This window comes from Novosphingobium aeonii (assembly GCF_052279045.1).
Classification (GTDB): domain Bacteria; phylum Pseudomonadota; class Alphaproteobacteria; order Sphingomonadales; family Sphingomonadaceae; genus Novosphingobium.
The window spans coordinates 166,517-184,527 of record NZ_CP176833.1 but is presented as its reverse complement, the minus strand read 5'-3'; the positions used below and the strand labels follow the sequence as shown (position 1 = coordinate 184,527).

General features: G+C 66.9%; 18 protein-coding genes. 9 read left to right on the top strand and 9 right to left on the bottom strand.

Going from position 1 to position 18,011, the window contains the following annotated elements; translation table 11 throughout:
- Window positions 1-14: 14 nt before the first annotated feature.
- From cysT to ACLIMP_RS16625, 4 genes are read left to right on the top strand one after another with little or no spacing between them, the layout of a single operon-like run.
- Entirely contained in the window at window positions 15-857 is an 843-nt protein-coding gene (gene cysT / locus ACLIMP_RS16640) for a sulfate ABC transporter permease subunit CysT (RefSeq protein ID WP_054436719.1), read from the top strand.
- The gene (gene cysW, locus ACLIMP_RS16635; protein WP_185999158.1) at window positions 854-1,705 is read left to right on the top strand and encodes a sulfate ABC transporter permease subunit CysW; all 852 of its coding nucleotides are present in this window, start codon (window positions 854-856) and stop codon (window positions 1,703-1,705) included. Before cysT ends, cysW begins: the two co-directional genes overlap by 4 nt.
- Window positions 1,702-2,670: a sulfate/molybdate ABC transporter ATP-binding protein gene (locus ACLIMP_RS16630; protein WP_054436723.1), complete on the top strand. Its 969-nt coding sequence runs from the start codon at window positions 1,702-1,704 to the stop codon at window positions 2,668-2,670. Before cysW ends, ACLIMP_RS16630 begins: the two co-directional genes overlap by 4 nt.
- Window positions 2,667-2,828, top strand: coding sequence for a YezD family protein (locus tag ACLIMP_RS16625; RefSeq protein ID WP_082370284.1), 162 nt, complete (start codon window positions 2,667-2,669; stop codon window positions 2,826-2,828). The genes ACLIMP_RS16630 and ACLIMP_RS16625 overlap by 4 nt, the downstream gene beginning before the upstream one ends.
- Here the strand turns inward: ACLIMP_RS16625 and ACLIMP_RS16620 are convergent.
- Complete coding sequence (locus tag ACLIMP_RS16620; protein ID WP_185999159.1) at window positions 2,825-3,262, bottom strand: MerC domain-containing protein; 438 nt, start codon at window positions 3,260-3,262, stop codon at window positions 2,825-2,827. The genes ACLIMP_RS16625 and ACLIMP_RS16620 overlap by 4 nt on opposite strands.
- A 90-nt stretch (window positions 3,263-3,352) precedes the next feature.
- Here ACLIMP_RS16620 and ACLIMP_RS16615 point away from each other — a divergent pair, with 90 nt between their 5' ends.
- The 3 genes from ACLIMP_RS16615 to ACLIMP_RS16605 all read left to right on the top strand — a co-directional run bounded on the left by ACLIMP_RS16615 (window position 3,353) and on the right by ACLIMP_RS16605 (window position 6,790).
- Window positions 3,353-3,940 carry a DUF1826 domain-containing protein gene (locus ACLIMP_RS16615; protein WP_443478573.1) on the top strand — a complete coding sequence of 196 codons (588 nt, stop codon included), beginning with the start codon at window positions 3,353-3,355 and terminating at the stop codon, window positions 3,938-3,940.
- A 110-nt stretch (window positions 3,941-4,050) separates the two neighbouring features.
- A complete protein-coding gene (locus tag ACLIMP_RS16610; protein ID WP_054436727.1) occupies window positions 4,051-4,563 on the top strand; it encodes a CHAP domain-containing protein in 513 nt (170 codons plus the stop codon).
- A gap of 118 nt (window positions 4,564-4,681) precedes the next feature.
- Window positions 4,682-6,790 carry a TonB-dependent receptor domain-containing protein gene (locus ACLIMP_RS16605; RefSeq protein ID WP_443478572.1) on the top strand — a complete coding sequence of 703 codons (2,109 nt, stop codon included), beginning with the start codon at window positions 4,682-4,684 and terminating at the stop codon, window positions 6,788-6,790.
- Here ACLIMP_RS16605 and ACLIMP_RS16600 read toward each other — a convergent pair whose 3' ends face one another.
- From ACLIMP_RS16600 to ACLIMP_RS16565, 8 genes are all read right to left on the bottom strand, one after another.
- On the bottom strand, window positions 6,791-8,113 hold the full coding sequence (locus ACLIMP_RS16600; RefSeq protein WP_443478571.1) for an Hsp70 family protein: 1,323 nt from the start codon (window positions 8,111-8,113) through the stop codon (window positions 6,791-6,793). It abuts the gene before it with no gap.
- Window positions 8,114-8,255: 142 nt separating this feature from the next.
- A complete protein-coding gene (locus tag ACLIMP_RS16595) occupies window positions 8,256-8,879 on the bottom strand; it encodes a YceI family protein (RefSeq protein ID WP_054436731.1) in 624 nt (207 codons plus the stop codon).
- 180 nt (window positions 8,880-9,059) lie between these two features.
- A complete protein-coding gene (locus ACLIMP_RS16590) occupies window positions 9,060-9,707 on the bottom strand; it encodes a YjbE family putative metal transport protein (protein WP_054436732.1) in 648 nt (215 codons plus the stop codon).
- A 6-nt stretch (window positions 9,708-9,713) separates the two neighbouring features.
- Entirely contained in the window at window positions 9,714-10,805 is a 1,092-nt protein-coding gene (locus tag ACLIMP_RS16585; RefSeq protein WP_443478570.1) for a D-alanine--D-alanine ligase family protein, read from the bottom strand.
- Window positions 10,792-11,847 carry an AbrB family transcriptional regulator gene (locus ACLIMP_RS16580; protein ID WP_197282987.1) on the bottom strand — a complete coding sequence of 352 codons (1,056 nt, stop codon included), beginning with the start codon at window positions 11,845-11,847 and terminating at the stop codon, window positions 10,792-10,794. Before ACLIMP_RS16580 ends, ACLIMP_RS16585 begins: the two co-directional genes overlap by 14 nt.
- A gap of 54 nt (window positions 11,848-11,901) precedes the next feature.
- On the bottom strand, window positions 11,902-13,203 hold the full coding sequence (locus ACLIMP_RS16575) for a CitMHS family transporter (RefSeq protein ID WP_054436736.1): 1,302 nt from the start codon (window positions 13,201-13,203) through the stop codon (window positions 11,902-11,904).
- A gap of 39 nt (window positions 13,204-13,242) precedes the next feature.
- The gene (locus tag ACLIMP_RS16570) at window positions 13,243-14,745 is read right to left on the bottom strand and encodes an OprO/OprP family phosphate-selective porin (protein WP_132469872.1); all 1,503 of its coding nucleotides are present in this window, start codon (window positions 14,743-14,745) and stop codon (window positions 13,243-13,245) included.
- Entirely contained in the window at window positions 14,742-15,848 is a 1,107-nt protein-coding gene (locus ACLIMP_RS16565; protein WP_132469871.1) for an ABC transporter substrate-binding protein, read from the bottom strand. The genes ACLIMP_RS16570 and ACLIMP_RS16565 overlap by 4 nt, the downstream gene beginning before the upstream one ends.
- A 111-nt stretch (window positions 15,849-15,959) precedes the next feature.
- On the opposite strand from ACLIMP_RS16565, the gene ACLIMP_RS16560 reads away from it, so the two are divergent.
- Together ACLIMP_RS16560 and ACLIMP_RS16555 are read left to right on the top strand one after the other, a co-directional pair.
- Window positions 15,960-16,625 (top strand): response regulator, encoded by a 666-nt coding sequence (locus ACLIMP_RS16560; protein ID WP_324699121.1) that lies wholly within the window; start codon window positions 15,960-15,962, stop codon window positions 16,623-16,625.
- A gap of 56 nt (window positions 16,626-16,681) precedes the next feature.
- The gene (locus tag ACLIMP_RS16555) at window positions 16,682-18,007 is read left to right on the top strand and encodes a sensor histidine kinase (RefSeq protein WP_186000053.1); all 1,326 of its coding nucleotides are present in this window, start codon (window positions 16,682-16,684) and stop codon (window positions 18,005-18,007) included.
- The last annotated feature ends 4 nt before the right edge of the window (window positions 18,008-18,011 follow it).

The window sequence follows — 18,011 nt, the reverse complement described above, 5'->3', positions numbered from 1 at the left end:
TGCAGATGCCATCCATGACGACGCGCAAGCCCCGATGGCGTGCGCCCTCCGTTCTGCCGGGCTTCGGGCTGACCTTCGGGTTCAGCCTGGCCTGGCTGTCCCTGATCGTGCTGATCCCGCTTTCCACCCTGTTCCTCAAGTCTGCCGGCATGGGCTGGCAGGCTTTCGTGGACGTGGGCTTTTCCGAACGCGCCCTCACCGCCTATCGCCTTAGCTTCGGCACCGCCATCGCCGCCGCGCTGGTCAATGCGGTGTTCGGCCTGCTCGTCGCCTGGGTTCTCGTGCGCTACGAATTTCCCGGAAAGCGCGTGATTTCCGCGCTCGTTGACCTGCCCTTCGCGCTTCCCACCGCCGTTGCCGGCATCGCCCTCACCGCGCTTTACGCGCCGAGCGGCTGGGTCGGGCAATATCTCGATCCGCTGGGAATCAAGGTTGCCTTCACGCCGATCGGCATCACCGTGGCGCTGGTCTTCATCGGCCTGCCCTTCGTGGTGCGCTCGGTCGAACCGGTCCTTGCCGATCTCGGCAAGGACGTGGAGGAAGCCGCCGCAACGCTGGGCGCCAACCGTGCGCAGACGTTCGCACGGGTCATCTTCCCGGCGATCCTGCCCGCGCTGTTCACCGGCTTCGCGCTGTCCTTCGCACGCGGCGTGGGCGAATACGGCTCGGTGATCTTCATCTCGGGCAACATGCCCGGCCGCACGGAGATCGCGCCGCTGCTGATCGTCACCCAGCTCGAACAATACAATTACGACGGCGCCACCGCCATCGCGATGGTCATGATGCTGGTGTCCTTCGCGGTGCTGTTCACGCTCAACGCCCTCCAGTCCATCCGCCGCAGGAGGCTTGGCGCATGACCCGGAAAACGCGCCGGATCACCCCCGGAACCGAAAGCAGGACCGCGCAGGTACTGCTGATCCTCATCGCGCTCGCCTTTCTGGCGTTCTTCCTGATGCTGCCGCTGGTCGCGGTTTTCAGCGAAGCCCTGAAGCAAGGGATCGCTCCCTTCCTGGACGCCGTGTCCAACCCCGACGCGCTGTCCGCGATCAAGCTCACGCTGATCATCGCCGCGATCAGCGTGCCGCTCAACATGGTCTTCGGCCTCGCCGCAAGCTGGGCCATCACCAAGTTCAGCTTCCCCGGCAAGAACCTGCTGCTCACCCTGATCGACCTGCCGTTTTCGGTCTCCCCGGTGGTTTCTGGCCTGATCTTCGTGCTTTTGTTCGGAGCGCAGGGCCTGCTGGGACCATGGCTTTCCGCCCACGGCCTGAAGATCATCTTCGCGGTGCCCGGCATCATCCTGGCCACCGTCTTCATCACTTTCCCCTTCGTCGCCCGCGAACTGATCCCGCTGATGATGGAGCAGGGCAAGGATGACGAGGAAGCCGCGCTTTCACTGGGCGCCAATGGCTGGCAGACCTTCTGGCACGTCACCCTGCCGAACATCCGCTGGGGCCTGCTCTACGGCGTACTGCTGTGCAACGCGCGCGCCATGGGCGAATTCGGCGCCGTCTCGGTCGTCTCGGGGCACATCCGGGGCGAGACCAACACCATGCCGCTGCATGTCGAGATACTCTACAACGAATACGACTTCGTCGGAGCCTTCGCCGTGGCCTCGCTGCTGGCTGCGCTCGCGCTCGTCACGCTGGTCCTCAAGACCGTGCTCGAATGGCGCTTCGACCTTCACTCGGGAGCAAGGCATTGATCCGCGTCCAGAACATCACCAAGCGCTTCGGCAATTATCCCGCACTCCACGGCATCGACCTCGAAATCCAGCCCGGCGAATTCATCGCCCTGCTCGGCCCCTCCGGCTCGGGCAAGACGACGCTGCTGCGCATCATCGCCGGCCTCGAATTCCAGGACGAGGGCCACGTCTACTTCAACGGTGAGGACGTGTCCGAAATCCCGGTGGGCAAGCGCAACGTCGGCTTCGTCTTCCAGCAATACGCCCTGTTCCGCCACATGACCGTGGCCGACAACATCGCTTTCGGCCTCAGCGTGCGCAAGGCCAAGCGGCGCCCATCCAAGGCCGAAATCAAGGCACGGGCGCAGGAACTGCTGCGCGTGGTCCAGCTCGAGGACCTCGGCGGGCGCTATCCCGGCCAGCTTTCGGGCGGACAGCGCCAGCGCGTGGCGCTCGCCCGCGCACTGGCCATCGAACCCAGCCTGCTGCTGCTGGACGAGCCGTTCGGCGCGCTCGACGCCAAGGTCCGCAAGGACCTGCGCCGCTGGCTGCGCGACCTGCACAAGCAGATGGGCCTGACCTCGATCTTCGTGACGCACGACCAGGAAGAAGCGCTCGAACTTGCCGATCGCGTGGTGGTGATGGACCATGGCCGGATCGACCAGATCGGCACGCCCGAACAAGTCTACATGGAGCCCGCGACCGCCTTCGTCTCGCACTTCGTGGGCGAGACCAACCGTTTCCCGGACGGCCGGCATGTCCGCCCGCACGACCTCGCGATCGTGCCCACCGGCGGCGAGGCGGTTCATGTCGACAACGTCTTCCGCAAGGGCAGTGCATGGCGCGTGGAAGGCCGCCTCGGCGGCGGCGACACCATGATCGAAATCGATGTCGCGGCGAACACCACTCCGCCGGAAATCGGGAGCACCGTCCTGATCGAGGCGCGCCGTTCGCGAACCTATTCGGCTGAAGGAAACCTCGCATGACCAGCCCCGCACCCGGCTCCCCCTCGGACAAGCAGCTTGAAGAGAGCATCGCCAGCGTGCGCGATGCCCTGAAGAACCTGCGCTACGGCAATGTCTCGCTGACCATCCATGACGGCCGCGTCGTCCAGATCGACGTCACGGAGAAGAAGCGCTTCTAGCGCGACGGGCCGGCTGACTCGCACTCGTTGCAAGGCAGCCGCTTCTGCCAGTTCCAGCCGTGGCCGAGCACCAGCATCGCGCTGCCGGCCACGGTCAGGCCCGTCTCGCCCAGCGGCAGGCCGGCGGGCCATACCGCAAGAACGAGGCAGACGATGCCAGCCCCGCCGACAATGCCCGGCCCGATCGCGCCGTGCCGCCGATAGCCCATCAGGAACGCCGCCAGCGCCGCAGGTGCGACCAGGCCGAGCACGACCACATGAAACGCCTCCGACTGGAAGAATGAGCCAAGCAGGCCGGGCAGGAGGAAGAGCAGCAGCGGCAGCGCAAGGCAGTGGACCATGCAGAGCGCCGAGGCCGAGATCGCGGTGGATTCCACGAAATCGGCAAGCAGCCTCTGTCTCCGGACCTGCCGGACTCCACACTGCTCGCTCATCAACCCGGCTCCTGCTCAATTAAGGTATGTTACAACATCACATTGCTTGTGCTAGATGGTGCCTCCTTCGCGAATGAAAAGGCCTCTCCCGTGGAAAATGATCTCTGTCCTCCTGAAATCCGTCCGCACGAGGCACTCGCGCGGATAGCCCGGCCGGGTACCGACGTCGCGCTGTGGGAACGGCATCTCGATGCGGCGCTGGAACAGGAACTGGCAGCCCTGAAACTTGCCGAGCTTGACGACCTGACCTTCGAATGCACCATCCCCGATCTTGCCGCGGGCATTGCGCAGGCCCTGGATGACGCCGGCTATCCGCACTGTCCGGCGCTGCGCCGCGACATCGCCATGCTCGCACGCTGCCATGCCGAGGTACTGGCTGCGGAGCGGATCCGGTTGCGGCTGGAAGTGATCGAGACCGACGCCTGCCGGCGGTTCCACGCCGATTTCGTAACGGTCCGCACGATCACGACTTATCTCGGGCGCGGCACGCAGTGGACGCAGGCCCCCGGTTCGGACTGGCAGCCCGAGATGATCCGCGAACTATCGGCCGGGACGGTGGCAATGTTCAAAGGCCGTCTGCTTCAACCGGAACCATCCATCCTGCATCGCTCACCGCCCATCGCAGAATCGGGAGAATCCCGTCTGGTGCTGGTTATCGACTCGATGGAAGCGCGCTAGGCCGCCTTCACCGTCCGGTTCCCGCAGGCGCGACGAACGGTGTGTCCCGTGCGATCATCTCGCCGGGACGGGGCTACCTCGAAAGTTCTGAGACGATATAACGTCTCTCCATGAAAATGGTTCCCGTGGTCGCCGCCGCCATCCTTTCCCTCGCTGCCCAGATGTTCGCCGCGCCGGCGTTCGCGCAGCATCTGCAATGCGTGCCCTATGCCCGCGCGCAGTCGGGGATCGGCATTCACGGCAACGCGGCGACATGGTGGGGCCAGGCCGAAGGCACCTACAAGCGCGGTCATCTGCCCAAAGCGGGATCGGTCCTCGTCTTCAAGTCCACCTCGGCGATGCCTTACGGCCATGTCGCGACGATCCGCGAAGTGGTGGATGCCCGCCACGTCATGCTCGACCACGCCAACTGGTCCGGCCCCGGCCTGATCGAACGCAGCGCCCTTGCCGAAGACGTGTCCGAAGCGGGCGACTGGAGCAACGTGCGCGTCTGGTACGGGCCGAGCCATTCGCTGGGTTCGCGCGAAAATCCGACTTACGGCTTCATCTACGGGTCCAGCGCGGCAGACGGCACCGAACTGGCCACCGCGAAGGATGACGACGCCCCCGGCAAGGCCGGCTGAGCAGGCAGCGGATATTTCCCGATTGTAACATATTGATAACAGGACAATCCCCCTGTTGAGTAATGTTATCACATCACATTAGAGAAAGCCTCCTTTCCGATCCCAGGGGGTTGTTTCCTTGTCCGTCCGTATCCTGCACCGATCCGCCGTATCCCTCATCGCGCTGATCCCGGCCGCCGCTTTCGCCGAGGCTCCCGCGCCGGAATCGCGCGAAATTCTCGTCACCTCCGCGCCGCTGGAAGAGACCGCGGACGAAACCGCCACGCCGGTCATCACGCTGGTCGGTGACGAACTCGCTCATCGCCGGCAGGGCACCCTGGGAGAGACCCTCGCCGGCCAGCCCGGCATCCATTTCGACAACTTCGGCGGCGGTGCCAGCCGGCCGGTGATCCGTGGCCAGACCTCGCCGCGCGTGCAGGTCCTGTCGGACAGCGCCAATGTGCAGGATGCCTCGGGCATTTCGGCCGACCATGCCATCACCGGCGAGCCGCTGCTGCTGCGCGGCATCGAAGTCCTGCGCGGCCCGGCCGCCCTGCTTTACGGCGGCGGCGCGATCGGCGGCGCGGTGAACCTGCTCGACACCAAGATCCCCACCGCCATCCCGGCCAGCGGCATTTCCGGCGCGGGCGAGGCCCGGCTCGGCACCGGGGATGACGAGCGCTCGCTTGTGGGCGGCGTCACCGTGGGTTCGGGCGCTCTGGCGCTGCGGCTTGAGGGCGCGCACCGCGAGGCGGACGACTACCGCGTGCCCGGCGCCTTCGGCGAGCGCCGCGTTGCCGGATCGTGGAACGAAAGCTCCACCTTCACCGCCGGTGGATCGTGGGTCGGCCCGGACGGCTATCTCGGCGTCGCCTATACCCGCGTGACCGGCAAGTACGGGCTCCCCGGCCACAGCCACGAATACGAGGACTGCCACACGCACGGCGCCAGCCTTCACTGCGGGTCTCACGACGATCACGACGACCACGATCATGGCGAGGATAACCACGACCATGAGCACGAGGAGGAAAGCATCTTCGTGAAGATGCGCAGCGAGCGGTTCGACATTCGCGGCGAATATCGCGACCCCCTGCCCGGCTTCGAACGCGTCCGCTTCCGCATGGCGCACACCAACTACCGCCATGACGAGATCGAGCACGACGAGATCGCCACCGCTTATCGCAACAAGGCCTTCGACGTCCGCTTCGAACTGACGCACAAGGCCGTGGCGGGCTTCCGCGGAGTCTTCGGCGTCCAGCACTCCGACAGCACTTTCAGCGGCATCCACGCCGTGGTCGAGGACGACGTGACCCGTTACACGCCGTTCGACATCAGCAATACCGCCCTGTTCCTGCACGAAAGCCGCGACTTCGGCCCGGTCCGCATCGAGGCCGCCGTGCGCCAGGAATGGCAGCGCATCCGCCCGCAAACCTCGCTGGCCGCGTTCATGCCCTCCAGCGCGCACGATCCCTTCTCGGTCTCGGCCTCGGCGCTGTGGAAGGTGGCGGATGGCTACTCGCTGGCGCTCTCGCTCGCCCGGTCGCAGCGCGCGCCCAACGTGCAGGAGCTCTACGCCTTCGGCCCGCACTTCGCCTCGAACACTTACGAGATCGGCATGGTGACGGGCCGTACCTTCAACGGCATGGCATCGACCGAAAACCGTCTGGAAACCGGCAAGTCGATCAACCTGACGTTCCGCAAGACCAGCGGCGCCACCACCTTCACACTCGGGGCCTATCACCAGCGCGTGGACAACTACATCTATGGCCAGACGCTGGACCAGTACGAGGAGTTTCGCCTGATCCACTACGTGGCGGCGGATGCGACCTTCACCGGCGTGGACGGCGAGTTGCGCCACCAGATCATGCCGGAACTGGGCGTCTCGCTCTTCGGCGATTACGTCCGCGCCAAGCTGAAGGACGATCTGGGGAACCTTCCCCGTATCCCGCCCGGCCGCCTCGGCACGCGCGTCGATGCGGCAACCGGCCCGTTCACGGCGGAGGCGGAATATTACCGCACCTTCAAGCAGGACCGCATCGCCGACTTCGAAACCGCGACACCGGGCTACGACATGCTCAACCTGACGCTGTCCTACAAGCTCGACCTCGGCACCGACCGCTGGGCCGAACTCTTCGCGCGCGGCACCAACCTGACGAATTCGTTCGCGCTCAACCACGCCTCCTTCGTGAAGGACGCCTCGCCGCTGCGCGGGCGGAACTTCGTGTTCGGCGTGAGAACGGCCTTCTGATCAGTCGGCAGTATCGTCCTGAACGGTCCACTCGCGCAGATCGGGTTCACTCCCGATCAGCGCGAGCCCGTGCGCGATCGAGGTGAGTTCCTCGCCGCTGTCGATGCGGCTTTCGCCGAAGCGGGCCTCGAACATGCGGCGCACCGCCGGGATCAGCGAGGAGCCGCCCGTCAGGAACACGTGGTCGATCTGGTCGGCCGCCATGCCCGCCCGCTGGAGCGCAAGATCGACGGTCTCGGCGATGCGCTGGAGGTCTGGGGCGATCCACTCCTCGAACTCCGCACGGGTCACGTCGGCCTCGATCGAGAGTTCCGGGCTTTCGAAATGGAAGTGCGCGCGATCGTCGCCCGACAGGCTGCGCTTCAGCTTGCCCACCGCATCGTAGAGCGGATAGCCCAGTTCGTTCTCCACCACCGCGATCATGCGCCCGATGGCCGCGCCATCGGTGGCGCTGCGCTTGAGCCGCGCCAGTTCCTCCAGCGTGCGCCGGTTGCGCATCAGCGCAAGGCGGGACCAGTCGCCGAAATCAACGAAGTGTCCATCCGGAATCTGCAGCACCTTGTCGAACGAGCGATAGGTGCCGCCCTTGCCCAGCATCGGCAGCACGAGACGGTCCATGATGCGGTAGTCGAACCTGTCCCCGGCGATGCCGACACCCGCCGACCCGAGCGGCGTGCAGCGCTTGGCCGTTCCCGGCGCCTCCACCCGCACGATCGAGAAGTCGCTGGTGCCGCCGCCGAAGTCCGCCACCAGCAGCGTGGCCGGATCGGACAGGCGCGAGGCAAAGCTGTAGGCCGCGCCCAGCGGTTCGTAGACATAGTGGATCTCGCTGCCGAGCATCGAGAACATCGCGTCATAGCGTGTCCGCGCCAGCGCCGCGTCGGGCCGTGCGCCGACATAGCGCACCGGACGGCCGACGATGACCCGGCCGGGCAGGTTCCTTGCCGCCTCGCCGCCATGCGCGATGAGATGTTCCAGGAACACGCGGCCCAGTTCCTCGAGCCGCAGGCGCTTCTCGAACAGGTTGGCGCTGTCGAAGCCGGGATTGGCGGCAACCGACTTGAACGATTGCAGGAACCTGCTGCCTTGCGGAAAATCCAGGAATTCGGCGATGGCCCATGGCCCCGCCTCATGCGCCAGGCCGCCCCGCACATCGTCGTCCTGCCAGAAGCACAGCGCCGAGCGGAACACCGAGCCGGTGCCGTCGGGCGCGGCGAAATCGACCAGTCCGGCACCGCCTTCTCCATCGGAAAGGGCCATGACCGAATTGGTCGTGCCGAAGTCGATGCCGACAGTACGCGCGGCGGTCATGCCATCGGACATGGTGCTGATTCCTTGATCGGGGGACGGCCGAGGCCTTTGGCAGGCAAGGCCGCTTCACGCAACCTTGCTGTCCGGCCGCCTCCCCGATCGGCGAAGCTGTTCGGTCAGCTCCGCCCGTCAGCTTGCGCGCGGGAGCGCGAACTCAACTGGTCTTTTCGAAAGCGGCGGTGATGCGGACCTGCACGTCGTCGCTGACAGCGGGCACATACTTCGAGACGCCGAATTCCGAGCGCTTGAGCGTGCCGGTCGCGCTGAAGCCGATCGTGTAGGCCTTGTTCATCGGGTTCACGCCGGCGCCGCCGAACGTCGCGTCGAGGACCATGGGCTTCGTGACGCCATGCAGGGTGACAGTGCCGGAAATGCGCGCGGTGCGCGGGCCGGTCTGCTCGACCTTGCGGGACACGAACCGGATCGTCGGATACGTCGCCGCGTCGAACCAGTCGGCGCTGCGCAGTTCCTCGTCGAGCGTGTCATTGGTGGTCGCGATGCGGGCGACCGGCAGAGACACGTCGAGCGTGGTGGCCGCGAGCGCCTTGGGATCGAGCGAGAGCGAACCGGTGGCGCCGGGGATCGTGCCGAAGAAATCGTTGAAACCGAAGTGGTTCACCGCGAACTGGGCAAGGGTGTGGTTGCTTTCGACCTTGTAGGTTCCGGCCTGGACGGCTTCGGGCGCAGCCGATGCCTGCGCCGTGACGAGAGAGGGCGCCACGGCGAGCGCGGGCGCGGCAGCGGCCAGCAGAAGGGCGGTGAACGAGACGGTCTTCATGGGAGCTCCAATGGATGGGCGCGGCGGGAATGGCCCCGGCCGATCTTGGCCGTGGCTATGCCGCCGCTCCCCCATCGGGATAATCCCTTGATTTGGGTAATATCTTTCAACCCGGAGTTGAAAATGCCCCGGATCGAAGCGAAACGCCGGGCGCCGATGGCAGGCGCCCGGCGTGCCGTGTCAGAACAGCACGAGCAGGCCGCGCGAGGGGTCTACGAGGCCCTCCCAGATCATCTTGCCCGCGACATAGAGGATCACGAGCAGGCCGACGTAAGCGATCCAGCGATAGCGTTCGATCACGCGGGCCAGCAGGTTCGCGGCAAGACCCATCAGCGCGACCGAGAGGATCAGGCCGATCGCCAGAATGCCGGGATGGTCGCGCGCGGCGCCGGCCACGGCCAGCACGTTGTCGAGGCTCATGCTGATGTCGGCTACGGCCACCGCCCAGGCGGCGGCGGCAAAGCTGCGCGGCGCGGCCTTGGCGACGGGATCATCCTCGCCGCCGACATCCTCGCGCAGTTCGCGCCACATCTTCCATGCCACCCACACCAGCAGCAACCCGCCAGCGAAGACGAGGCCGACAAGCTGCATGAGCTGCGTCACCACGAGCGCGAAGCCGATGCGCAGGACCAGCGCGGCCAGCACGCCGATCAGGATGACCTTGCGGCGCATCGCGGCGGGAAGTCCGGCCGCCAGCGCGCCGACGACGATCGCGTTGTCTGCCGCCAGCATCACGTCGATCAGCACGACCTGCCCGAAGGCGGCCAGCGCGGCGGGCGAGCCGAGGTTGGAGAAATCGGCAACGATGTGCTGCCACAAGTCGGTCATGTGGTGTTATCCCTGTTGGTCTTGGGTATTCCTCCAGGCGCCGCGCGCGGCGGCGAGGAGGAAGTCCGGATAGCTCCAGCCGCAAGCGGCGGCAGCCATTGTGGAGAGGCTGTCTTCGTCCTCGCGGCCCGGCCGGCCGGAGCCGGTAAGGTTGGGCTTGGCGTTGACGTCGAAAAGGAAATAGGTGCCCCCGCCGTCGGCGCGGCAGTCGATCCGCATGGTCGCGCGGATTTCGAGAAGCGCGGCGGCCTGTTCGCAGGCGGCGATAGCCGCGGCGATGGCAGGATCCGCGCATTCCCCCAGGGTCAACGCCGCACTGTTGCGGCTGACCGGAACATCGCCGTTATAGGGGGCGACATCGTCGAACTGGTCGAAGCGCCGCACCGGCGGCAGGGCGAAAGGCGCGGTCTCGCCCGAACGGCAGGCGGCAGGCATCACGGTGATGGTGATCTCCTGCCCCGGCAGGAACTGCTCCAGCATGATCGACGCGCCGAACCGGCGGCTTTGCGCCAGATCGCGGACCTGCGCGGCCAATTGCGCGCGGGTGCGGGCCACGCCCACGCCCTGGCTGCCGCGCCCCCGCAGAGGCTTCACCACGATCGGCACCCGGTCAGCGAAAGGGGCAAGCTGGGCGTCCAGATCGCCGTCGCCATCGATCAGCCACGAACGGGCGACCGGCAGTCCTGCCGCCAGCAGCCGCGCATTGGTGGCCGCCTTGTCGTCTATCGCCTGCATCGCCTTGGGATCGGGGCCGACGATCCAGGCCTTGCGGCTTGCATCCTCGACGGGATGTCCTGCGAAGACCACGGTATTGGCCCAGAGCAATGTCGCGCCCGCATCCAAAGCAGCGGCGATGCCCGCCTCGGTATCGGGCCAGACCCAATCGAAGACCCGCGCGGGATCGGGATCGGCCACCGGCGTCGCCAGCGTGCAGCCGGCCGCCAGCAGGGCCACGCCGATATCCGCGCCGCTGTCGGAATAGCCGCCGGGCTTGGCCTCCTTGCGCGCGCCGCCGATCACCGGCGGTTCGAGCGCCTGATAGAGGATGGCGATGGTCTGTTCGCCCGGTGTCTGTTCGCCAACGTCAGGCGCGGTCATTGGTGGCTCCCATGATGCGGAAGGACAGCGGCGCGCCGACAATGACCAGCACCACCCGCACAAGGTGGTGCACGATCACGAAGCCCGCCTCCAGCGAGAGGCTCAACGCGACCATGCTCATTTCCGCCACCCCGCCGGGCGAATAGGCCAGCGCGACGAGCGCCGGATTGAGCCCCGTAGCCCAGCCGATCGCAAAGGCCCAGACGAAGGTTATCACCAGCAGGATAGCCGTCGATCCCGCCGCCAGCAGCAGCGTCCGCGCGAGCGTTCGCAAGTCGAGCCCGACAAAGCGGCAGCCGATCGTGGCGCCAAGCCCCACCTGGGCGGCGGCGATGGCCCATGCCGGAATATGGAAATCGGAAAGGCCGGTCAGGTGAACCAGCGCGCTGACGAACAGCGGCCCCATCAGGTGCCACGCGGGCAGCCGCAAGGCGCGGCCGATCACGCTGCCGGCGATCACGCAGCCGAGCCCCCAGAGCAGCAACGGCCAGCCGGTCGCCTCGGTAACCAGCGGCGCGGCAAGCGGCGGGGCGTGGACGTCCGCCTCGAACGCACGGATCAGGAAAGGCAGGATGAACACGACGAGGAAGATGCGCGCGCCGTGGATCAGGCCGATCATCCGCTCGTCCGCGCCGCGCTCGGAGCCCATCAGCACCATTTCGGCAATGCCGCCGGGCATTCCGGCGAAGTAGGCGGTCGGCGGGTCGAAGCGGGCGACACGGCGAAAGTAGATCACGCAGAGAAACGCCGCGCTGGCAAGGAACAGCGGCAGCAGCGCGATGGGCACGATCCATTCGGACGCCTGTTTCATGAGGCCGGGATGGAAGGCGCTGCCGAGCACGACGCCGATCACCGCCGACATCGGGCGGCGGGTGGCGGAGGAGGCGGCGATGGGCAGACCGGCGATGCTCCCCGCCGCGCAGGCGGTCATCGCGCCCAGCACCCAGGGCAGCGGCGCGCCGATCGACCAGAACACAGCGCCCCCCGCCGCGCCAAGGGCAAGCGCGGCAAGGAAGCGCAGGATCATCGCTGCCTTCGTCATTGCGAGCCCCGCAGGGGCGCGGCAATCCGGAGCGGGGATGGGCGCAACACCGAATTATCCCACGAACGGGAAGGCCAGCACCATCATCCCCACCAAGGTCATCACCAGGCAGCACAGCGCCGCCGGGACCAGCGTGAAGCGCTGGTGATCGGCAAGGTCCACGCCCGCAAGGCTCACCAGCAGGTAGGTCGAGGGTACCAAGGGGCTGAGCAGGTGAACCGGCTGGCCCATCAACGAGGCACGGGCGATGGCCATCGGCTCCACGCCGTAATGTGCGCCTGCCTCGGCAAGGATCGGCAGCATCCCGAAGTAGAAGGCATCGTTGGAGATGAAGAACGTGCCCGGCAGGCTGATGAGCGCGGTGATCGGCGCCATGTAGGGGCCGAGGAACGGCGGGATGAAGTTCACCACCTCGCGGCTCATCGCCTCGACCATGCCGGTGCCCGACAGAATGCCGGTGAAGATGCCCGCCGCGAAGATCAGCGAGACCACGGCCAGCACATTGCCCGCATGGGCGGCGATGCGCTCCTTCTGCTCCTTAACATGCGGGTAGTTGGCGATCATCGAGATCGCGAAGGCCAGCATCATCAGGATCGGCAAGGGCAGCACGCCCCAGACCAGCAGCACCAGCAGCGCGGCGACCAGCGCGGCGTTGAACCAGATCATCTTGGGACGGCGCGCTTCGGGCCACTGCGAGACGGCGAAGTCGGCCAGCTCCTTGGGTGTCGCGGCTTCGACGCGGCCGATGCGGCGGCGTTCCTTGCGGCCGAAGTGGATCGCCAGCACCACCAGGAAAGCAAGGCCCGCGATCATGCCCGGAATCAGCGGCACGAACAGCGTCGAAGGATCGAGCTTGAGCGCGCTGGCGGCGCGGGCGGTCGGCCCGCCCCAGGGGGTGAGGTTCATCACCCCGCTCGTCACCATCAGCAGGCAGACGAGATAGAGCCGGTTCATGTCGTAGCGCTTGTAGAGCGGCAGCATGGCGGCCATCGTGATGATGTAAGTCGTCGATCCGTCGCCATCGAGGCTGACGAGCGCGCAGAGCACCACCGAACCGATCAGGATCAGCATCGGATCGCCGTGGACCAGCCGGATCAGGCGGCCCACCAGCGGATCGAACAGCCCGGTGTCGGTCATCGTGCTGAAGAACAGGATCGCGAAGAGCAGCATGACGCCGGTGGGCGCCAGCTTTGTCAGGCCCTCGATCATCATGTCGCCAAGCCCGGCATGGAAACCGGCGAGCAGGGCGAACAGCGTGGGCACGACGACCAGCGCGACCAGCGGGGTCATCCGCTTGGTCATGATGAGCGTCATGAAAGTGGCCACCATCAGGAAGCCGATAAGGGCGAGACTCATGATTGTCCCCGAATGTCTGTCATGGATGGATGGGACGGATCAGAACGTGACGCCGACGCGGGCGGTCAAAGTCTGTCCATCGTCTTTCCCGGTATAGGCACCGGCGGTATTCTGCGTGTTCCAGTGGATGGCGTTGACCTGGAAACGGGTGAAGCTGTTGAGATACCAGTTCACGCCCAGCGTCGCCGCCCAGCCCTGTGCAGGGGTGACGATATCGTCGAATTCGAGGTTCTCGTAGCGCGCGGTCAGCTCGATCGCGCCGGGGCCGCCTTCGAAGACCGGGCGCAGCACCTTGGGCTGGCCGAAGCTGCCAAGGCGCGGATTATAGGGAGGCAGGTCTCCGGTGAGGAACCAGCCGCCCGAGACGCTCCACGCGCGGGTCACGAAATCGGGGCGGCCGTTGTCGAGCCGGGCATGGCGCTCGCCCGCCTCGCCCATGATCCACAGCGGGCCGGAATAGCCGCCCAGCTCCACGCCGTAGCCGGTGGTGCCGGTGCCGCCGGTCAGCGTGCCGGTGGAAAGCCGCAGGCCGCCGTTGAAACGCCCGCCGATCACGGTGTTGCGCGTCAGGGTGTTCTTGCCGGGGTGGAGCATCTCGTCGAAGCCCCAGATCCCGAGGTGCAGCACCTGGCGGTCGGACTTCACCGGGTTCCAGTGCGCGCGGGCGAGCACGGTGCGGTTGTCGGACGTGCTCTGGTCGCCGTCGATACGGTCTCCGGTGACGGTCAGCGAGGCGTGGCCGGTCTTCCAGAACAGGCGCGGCATGATGCCGAGGCCGTAGAAGGCGCGCTGCGGGATGATCGCGGTGGCAACCACCGAGCGTTCGGTGAACGGCGTCGAATCCGAGCCGGTCGAGCCTTCGAAGCTGCGGTCGTTGAACAAGTGGCCGACGCGCACGTCGTAATCCATGCCCGGCGCGATGCGGTTGCGCCAGCCCATGAAGGCGGTGACGACGTCCACTTCGTTTTCCGAGAAATCGGTCTCGAACTGATAGAAGAAGTGCGTGCCCACGGTACCTTCAAGGCCCATGCGCAGCGCGCGCATGCCCGTGGTGGTGAGGTTGCGCCCCGCATATTTCGAGCCGGTGGACGTGCTGACATCGGTGATGATGCGCCCGCGCGGCTTGAAGCTGAACATGCCGTCTGCCGAGTGGAATACCGGCAGGCCCGCGCCCCATTCGGTGCTCACGCCCGAGGCCGAGACGGCGGCGGCGCGCACGCGCTCGATATCGCGTTCGGCCGGGCCGGGAGGAAGGAGCTGCGGCGCATAAGGCTGCGTCACCGCCACTTGGGGCGCGGCTTCTGGAGCGGCGACAGGCGATTGCGGTGCTGCGGCCACGACCGGGGCACCCGCTACCGGGGCACCCGAACCCTGAACCGGCGAACCGGCTTCCAGCTTCTCCACGCGTTGGCGCAGGGAGGCGATTTCGGCGGCCTGCGCCCGCACGAGTTCGGCAAGGTCTTCCCTGCTGGGTTCCTGGGCCAGCGCCGGGGTCGCCGCGATCAGGGCGGCGAGGGCTGTGCCCGCTGCAATGACTTTCATCTGGTCTTTTGTCCGGAGGCGAGGATCGCGTTCCAGTCGCGCAGGAAGCGCTCACGGGTCAGGCGATCGAGGTTGACGAGAAGCTGCGGGCCAACGCGCACGGGGCGGGCCTGACCGGCAGGAAGGCGGTGCGAAGCGGGAACGTCCGTACGCACGGGCCAGAGGCTGTGCCGGGCAAGCTGGGCCTGACCGGCGCGGGAAAGAAGGAAATCGAGGAACAGCCGCGCGGCGGCCGGATGGCGCGCCTCGCGCGAGATGAAGGCGATGCGCGAGGTGACGATGGTATAGTCGCGCGGGAAGACCACGCCGATGTTCGGATCGCGCCGCGCCCGTTCGAGCGCGTAAGAGCCGATCACGTTGTAGGCCATCGCCAGTTTGCCCGAGGCAACGCCCTGGAGCATTTCCTCGGTATGCGTCATGAGCACCGGGCGCGTCGCCGCCATCGCTTCCACGAGGCTGCGGGTATCGCGGGTGATCTGGAAATCCTGCGAAAGGTAGAGATACCCGACGTTCGAACGCGCCGGGTCGAAAGTGGCGATCTTGCCCATGAAGGCCGTGCGGCGCTTGCGAAGAAGCTGCTCCAGCTGCTGGTGGCTTTGCGGCACGAGCGCGGCCGGCACGAGCTTCTTGTTGTAGACCACGCCGATCGGCTCGGCGGTGACGCCGAATCCCATGTTCTTCCACACCGCGGCAGCGGGCAGCGCCGGCTTCTCCGGGCTGGCATATTGCTGCGCGTACCCGTCGTTGATGAGCTTGACCTGCTGGTCCATCGCCGAGGACCAGACGATGTCCGCCGAATATTGCTTCGCCCGCGTTTCGGCGGTGTAGCGGCGATAGAGTTCGGCCGAACCGAGATCGGCATAAAGCACCTGGATGCCCGGATAGAGCCGCCGGAACGCGGCAACGACCGGGACCATCTCCGCCTTGTCGGCATTGGCGTAGATTCGCACGGTGCCTTCGGCCTGGGCATCGGCGATGACGCTGTCGTAGGAACGCGGATAGCCGGCCGGGCGCTCGGCCGGGCGCCGGGCCTCGGCAGGCGCGGTCATCGCGGGAAACGCGACCATCGCTGCAAGTGCCAGAACCGTGATGAAGCTGCGCATTCCTGTATCCTCTCGCTTTCCGGGTCTCATGTCGGATAAGCTGATGGACATGCCCTACGATCCGAAGCTGTCATCCACCTTTCACGAAAAATTGTCCGCCGGGCCGCTCCCATGCGCATCCTGATCGTCGAGGATGACGCCCAGCTCGCACGCGGGGTGGTCTCGCTGCTGCGGGCGGCGGGCCATGCGATCGACCATGTCGCCAGCGGCGAGGACGCGCTCTCGGTGGCGGCGACCGAGCCCTACTCGCTGGTCATCCTTGACGTGGGCCTGCCCGATATCGATGGATTCGAAGTGCTCGCCCGGCTGCGCGCGCGGGGCGAGCAGGTGCAGGTGCTGATGCTCACCGCCCGCGACGGGCTGGACGACCGGGTGCGCGGGCTGGATCTCGGCGCGGACGATTACTTGCGCAAGCCTTTCGAAGTGGAGGAACTCGAAGCCCGCGTTCGCGCGCTTGGCCGCAGGCGCGGCGGCGATGCGGCGCCGGAAGTGCGGATCGGGGCGATGACGATCAACCGTTCTACCGGGCGCGTGGAAGTGGGAGAGCGGCTGGTCGAATTGCGCCGCCGCGAATGGGCGGTGCTGGATGCACTGGCAGCACGCGCCGGGCAGATCGTCTCCCGCGAGACCTTGCAGGCCGAAGTGTTCGGCTTCGACGATCCGGTCGGTTCCAATGCGCTCGAAGTGAACGTCACGCGGCTGCGCAGCAAGCTTGCGCCGGACGGCCCGGCCATCCGCACGGTGCGCGGCGTGGGCTACATGCTCGACCGTTCGTGACAGCGCCTGCCGCCCAGCCGCGCGCGGTATCGCTTCGCCTTCGCCTTGGCATCGCCATGCTGGGGCCGCTGATGATCGTGGCGCTGGTGCTCGGCCTTGTCGGTTCGGCGATGATTTCCGATGTCGTGCGCCGCACCAACGACCGGGTGCTGGGCGGCGCGCTCGGCGCCATTGCCGAAACGGTGCAGGTGGAGCGCGGCGAAGTCACGCTGGACCTGCCGCCCGCCGCCTTCGGGATGCTTGAGAATTCCGAGCGCGACAATGTCTACTATCGCATTGCCGTGGGGAACCGCCTGCTCACCGGCTATGCCGACCTGCCCGCGCCCGACCTTGCATCCCTGCCGGTGGACGAGGCCCGTTTCCGCAATGCCGACTATCGCGGCCAGCCCATCCGCATCGGCGAGATCAAGCGCGCGCTGCCCCGGATCGATGCGCCGGTGGTCGTTCAGGTGGCCGAGACGCTGGACAATCGCAACGCCCTGCGCAAGCGGCTGATGACCGCGCTGCTGTTCGGCGAATGCGCGCTGGTCGGGATCGCGCTGGCCCTGATTCGCCCGGCGCTCGGCTGGAGCCTGCGCCCGCTGGCCGAATTGCGCACCGTGATCGAGGCGCGCGACACCCGCGCCGCGCCGGACCTTTCCCCCCTTCAGACCGGGCCGCTGCCCGCCGAACTTCGGCCGCTTGCGCGTTCTTTCGACCGCCTGCTCGCCCGGCTTGACGATGCCACCAGCGCCATGCGCCGCTTCACCGCCGATGCATCGCACCAGATGCGCACGCCGCTTTCCGTGCTCAAGGTCCAGGTTGCGCTGGCCCGGCGCGGCTCACGCGAAGCGCTTCAGGAAATCGACGAGGCGAGCGACCGGCTGGAGCGCCTGCTCACCCAGCTCCTCGCCCTTGCCCGCGCGGACGAGGCGGGCACCCTGCCGCCGCTGGAACGGGTGGATCTGGTGGAAGTGAGCCAGCGGGTGATCTCCCGCCGCATCCGGCAGGCCATCGAGGCCGAAGTGGAACTTCGTCTGGACGGCGGCGAGGACACGCCTTTCACGGCGCTGGGCCACCGCGCCCTGGTCTACGAGATGCTCTCCAACCTCGTGGACAACGCCATCCGCTACAACCGGCGGGGCGGCACGGTCACGCTCGGGCTCGAACAGGGGCTCGGCAAAGTCCGGCTGATCGTCAGCGATACCGGCCCCGGCATTCCCGCCGAACTGCGCGAACAGGCCATGTCGCGCTTCGCCCGCCTCCACGGCGAGCAGGGACCGACGGGCAGCGGGCTGGGGCTGGCGATCGTCAAGGCGGCGGCGGAAAGACTGGGCGCGGGCCTGGAACTGGCCGACGCCGCGCCGGGCCTGCGCGTCACCATGACTTTCCCGGCAGCCTGACCCG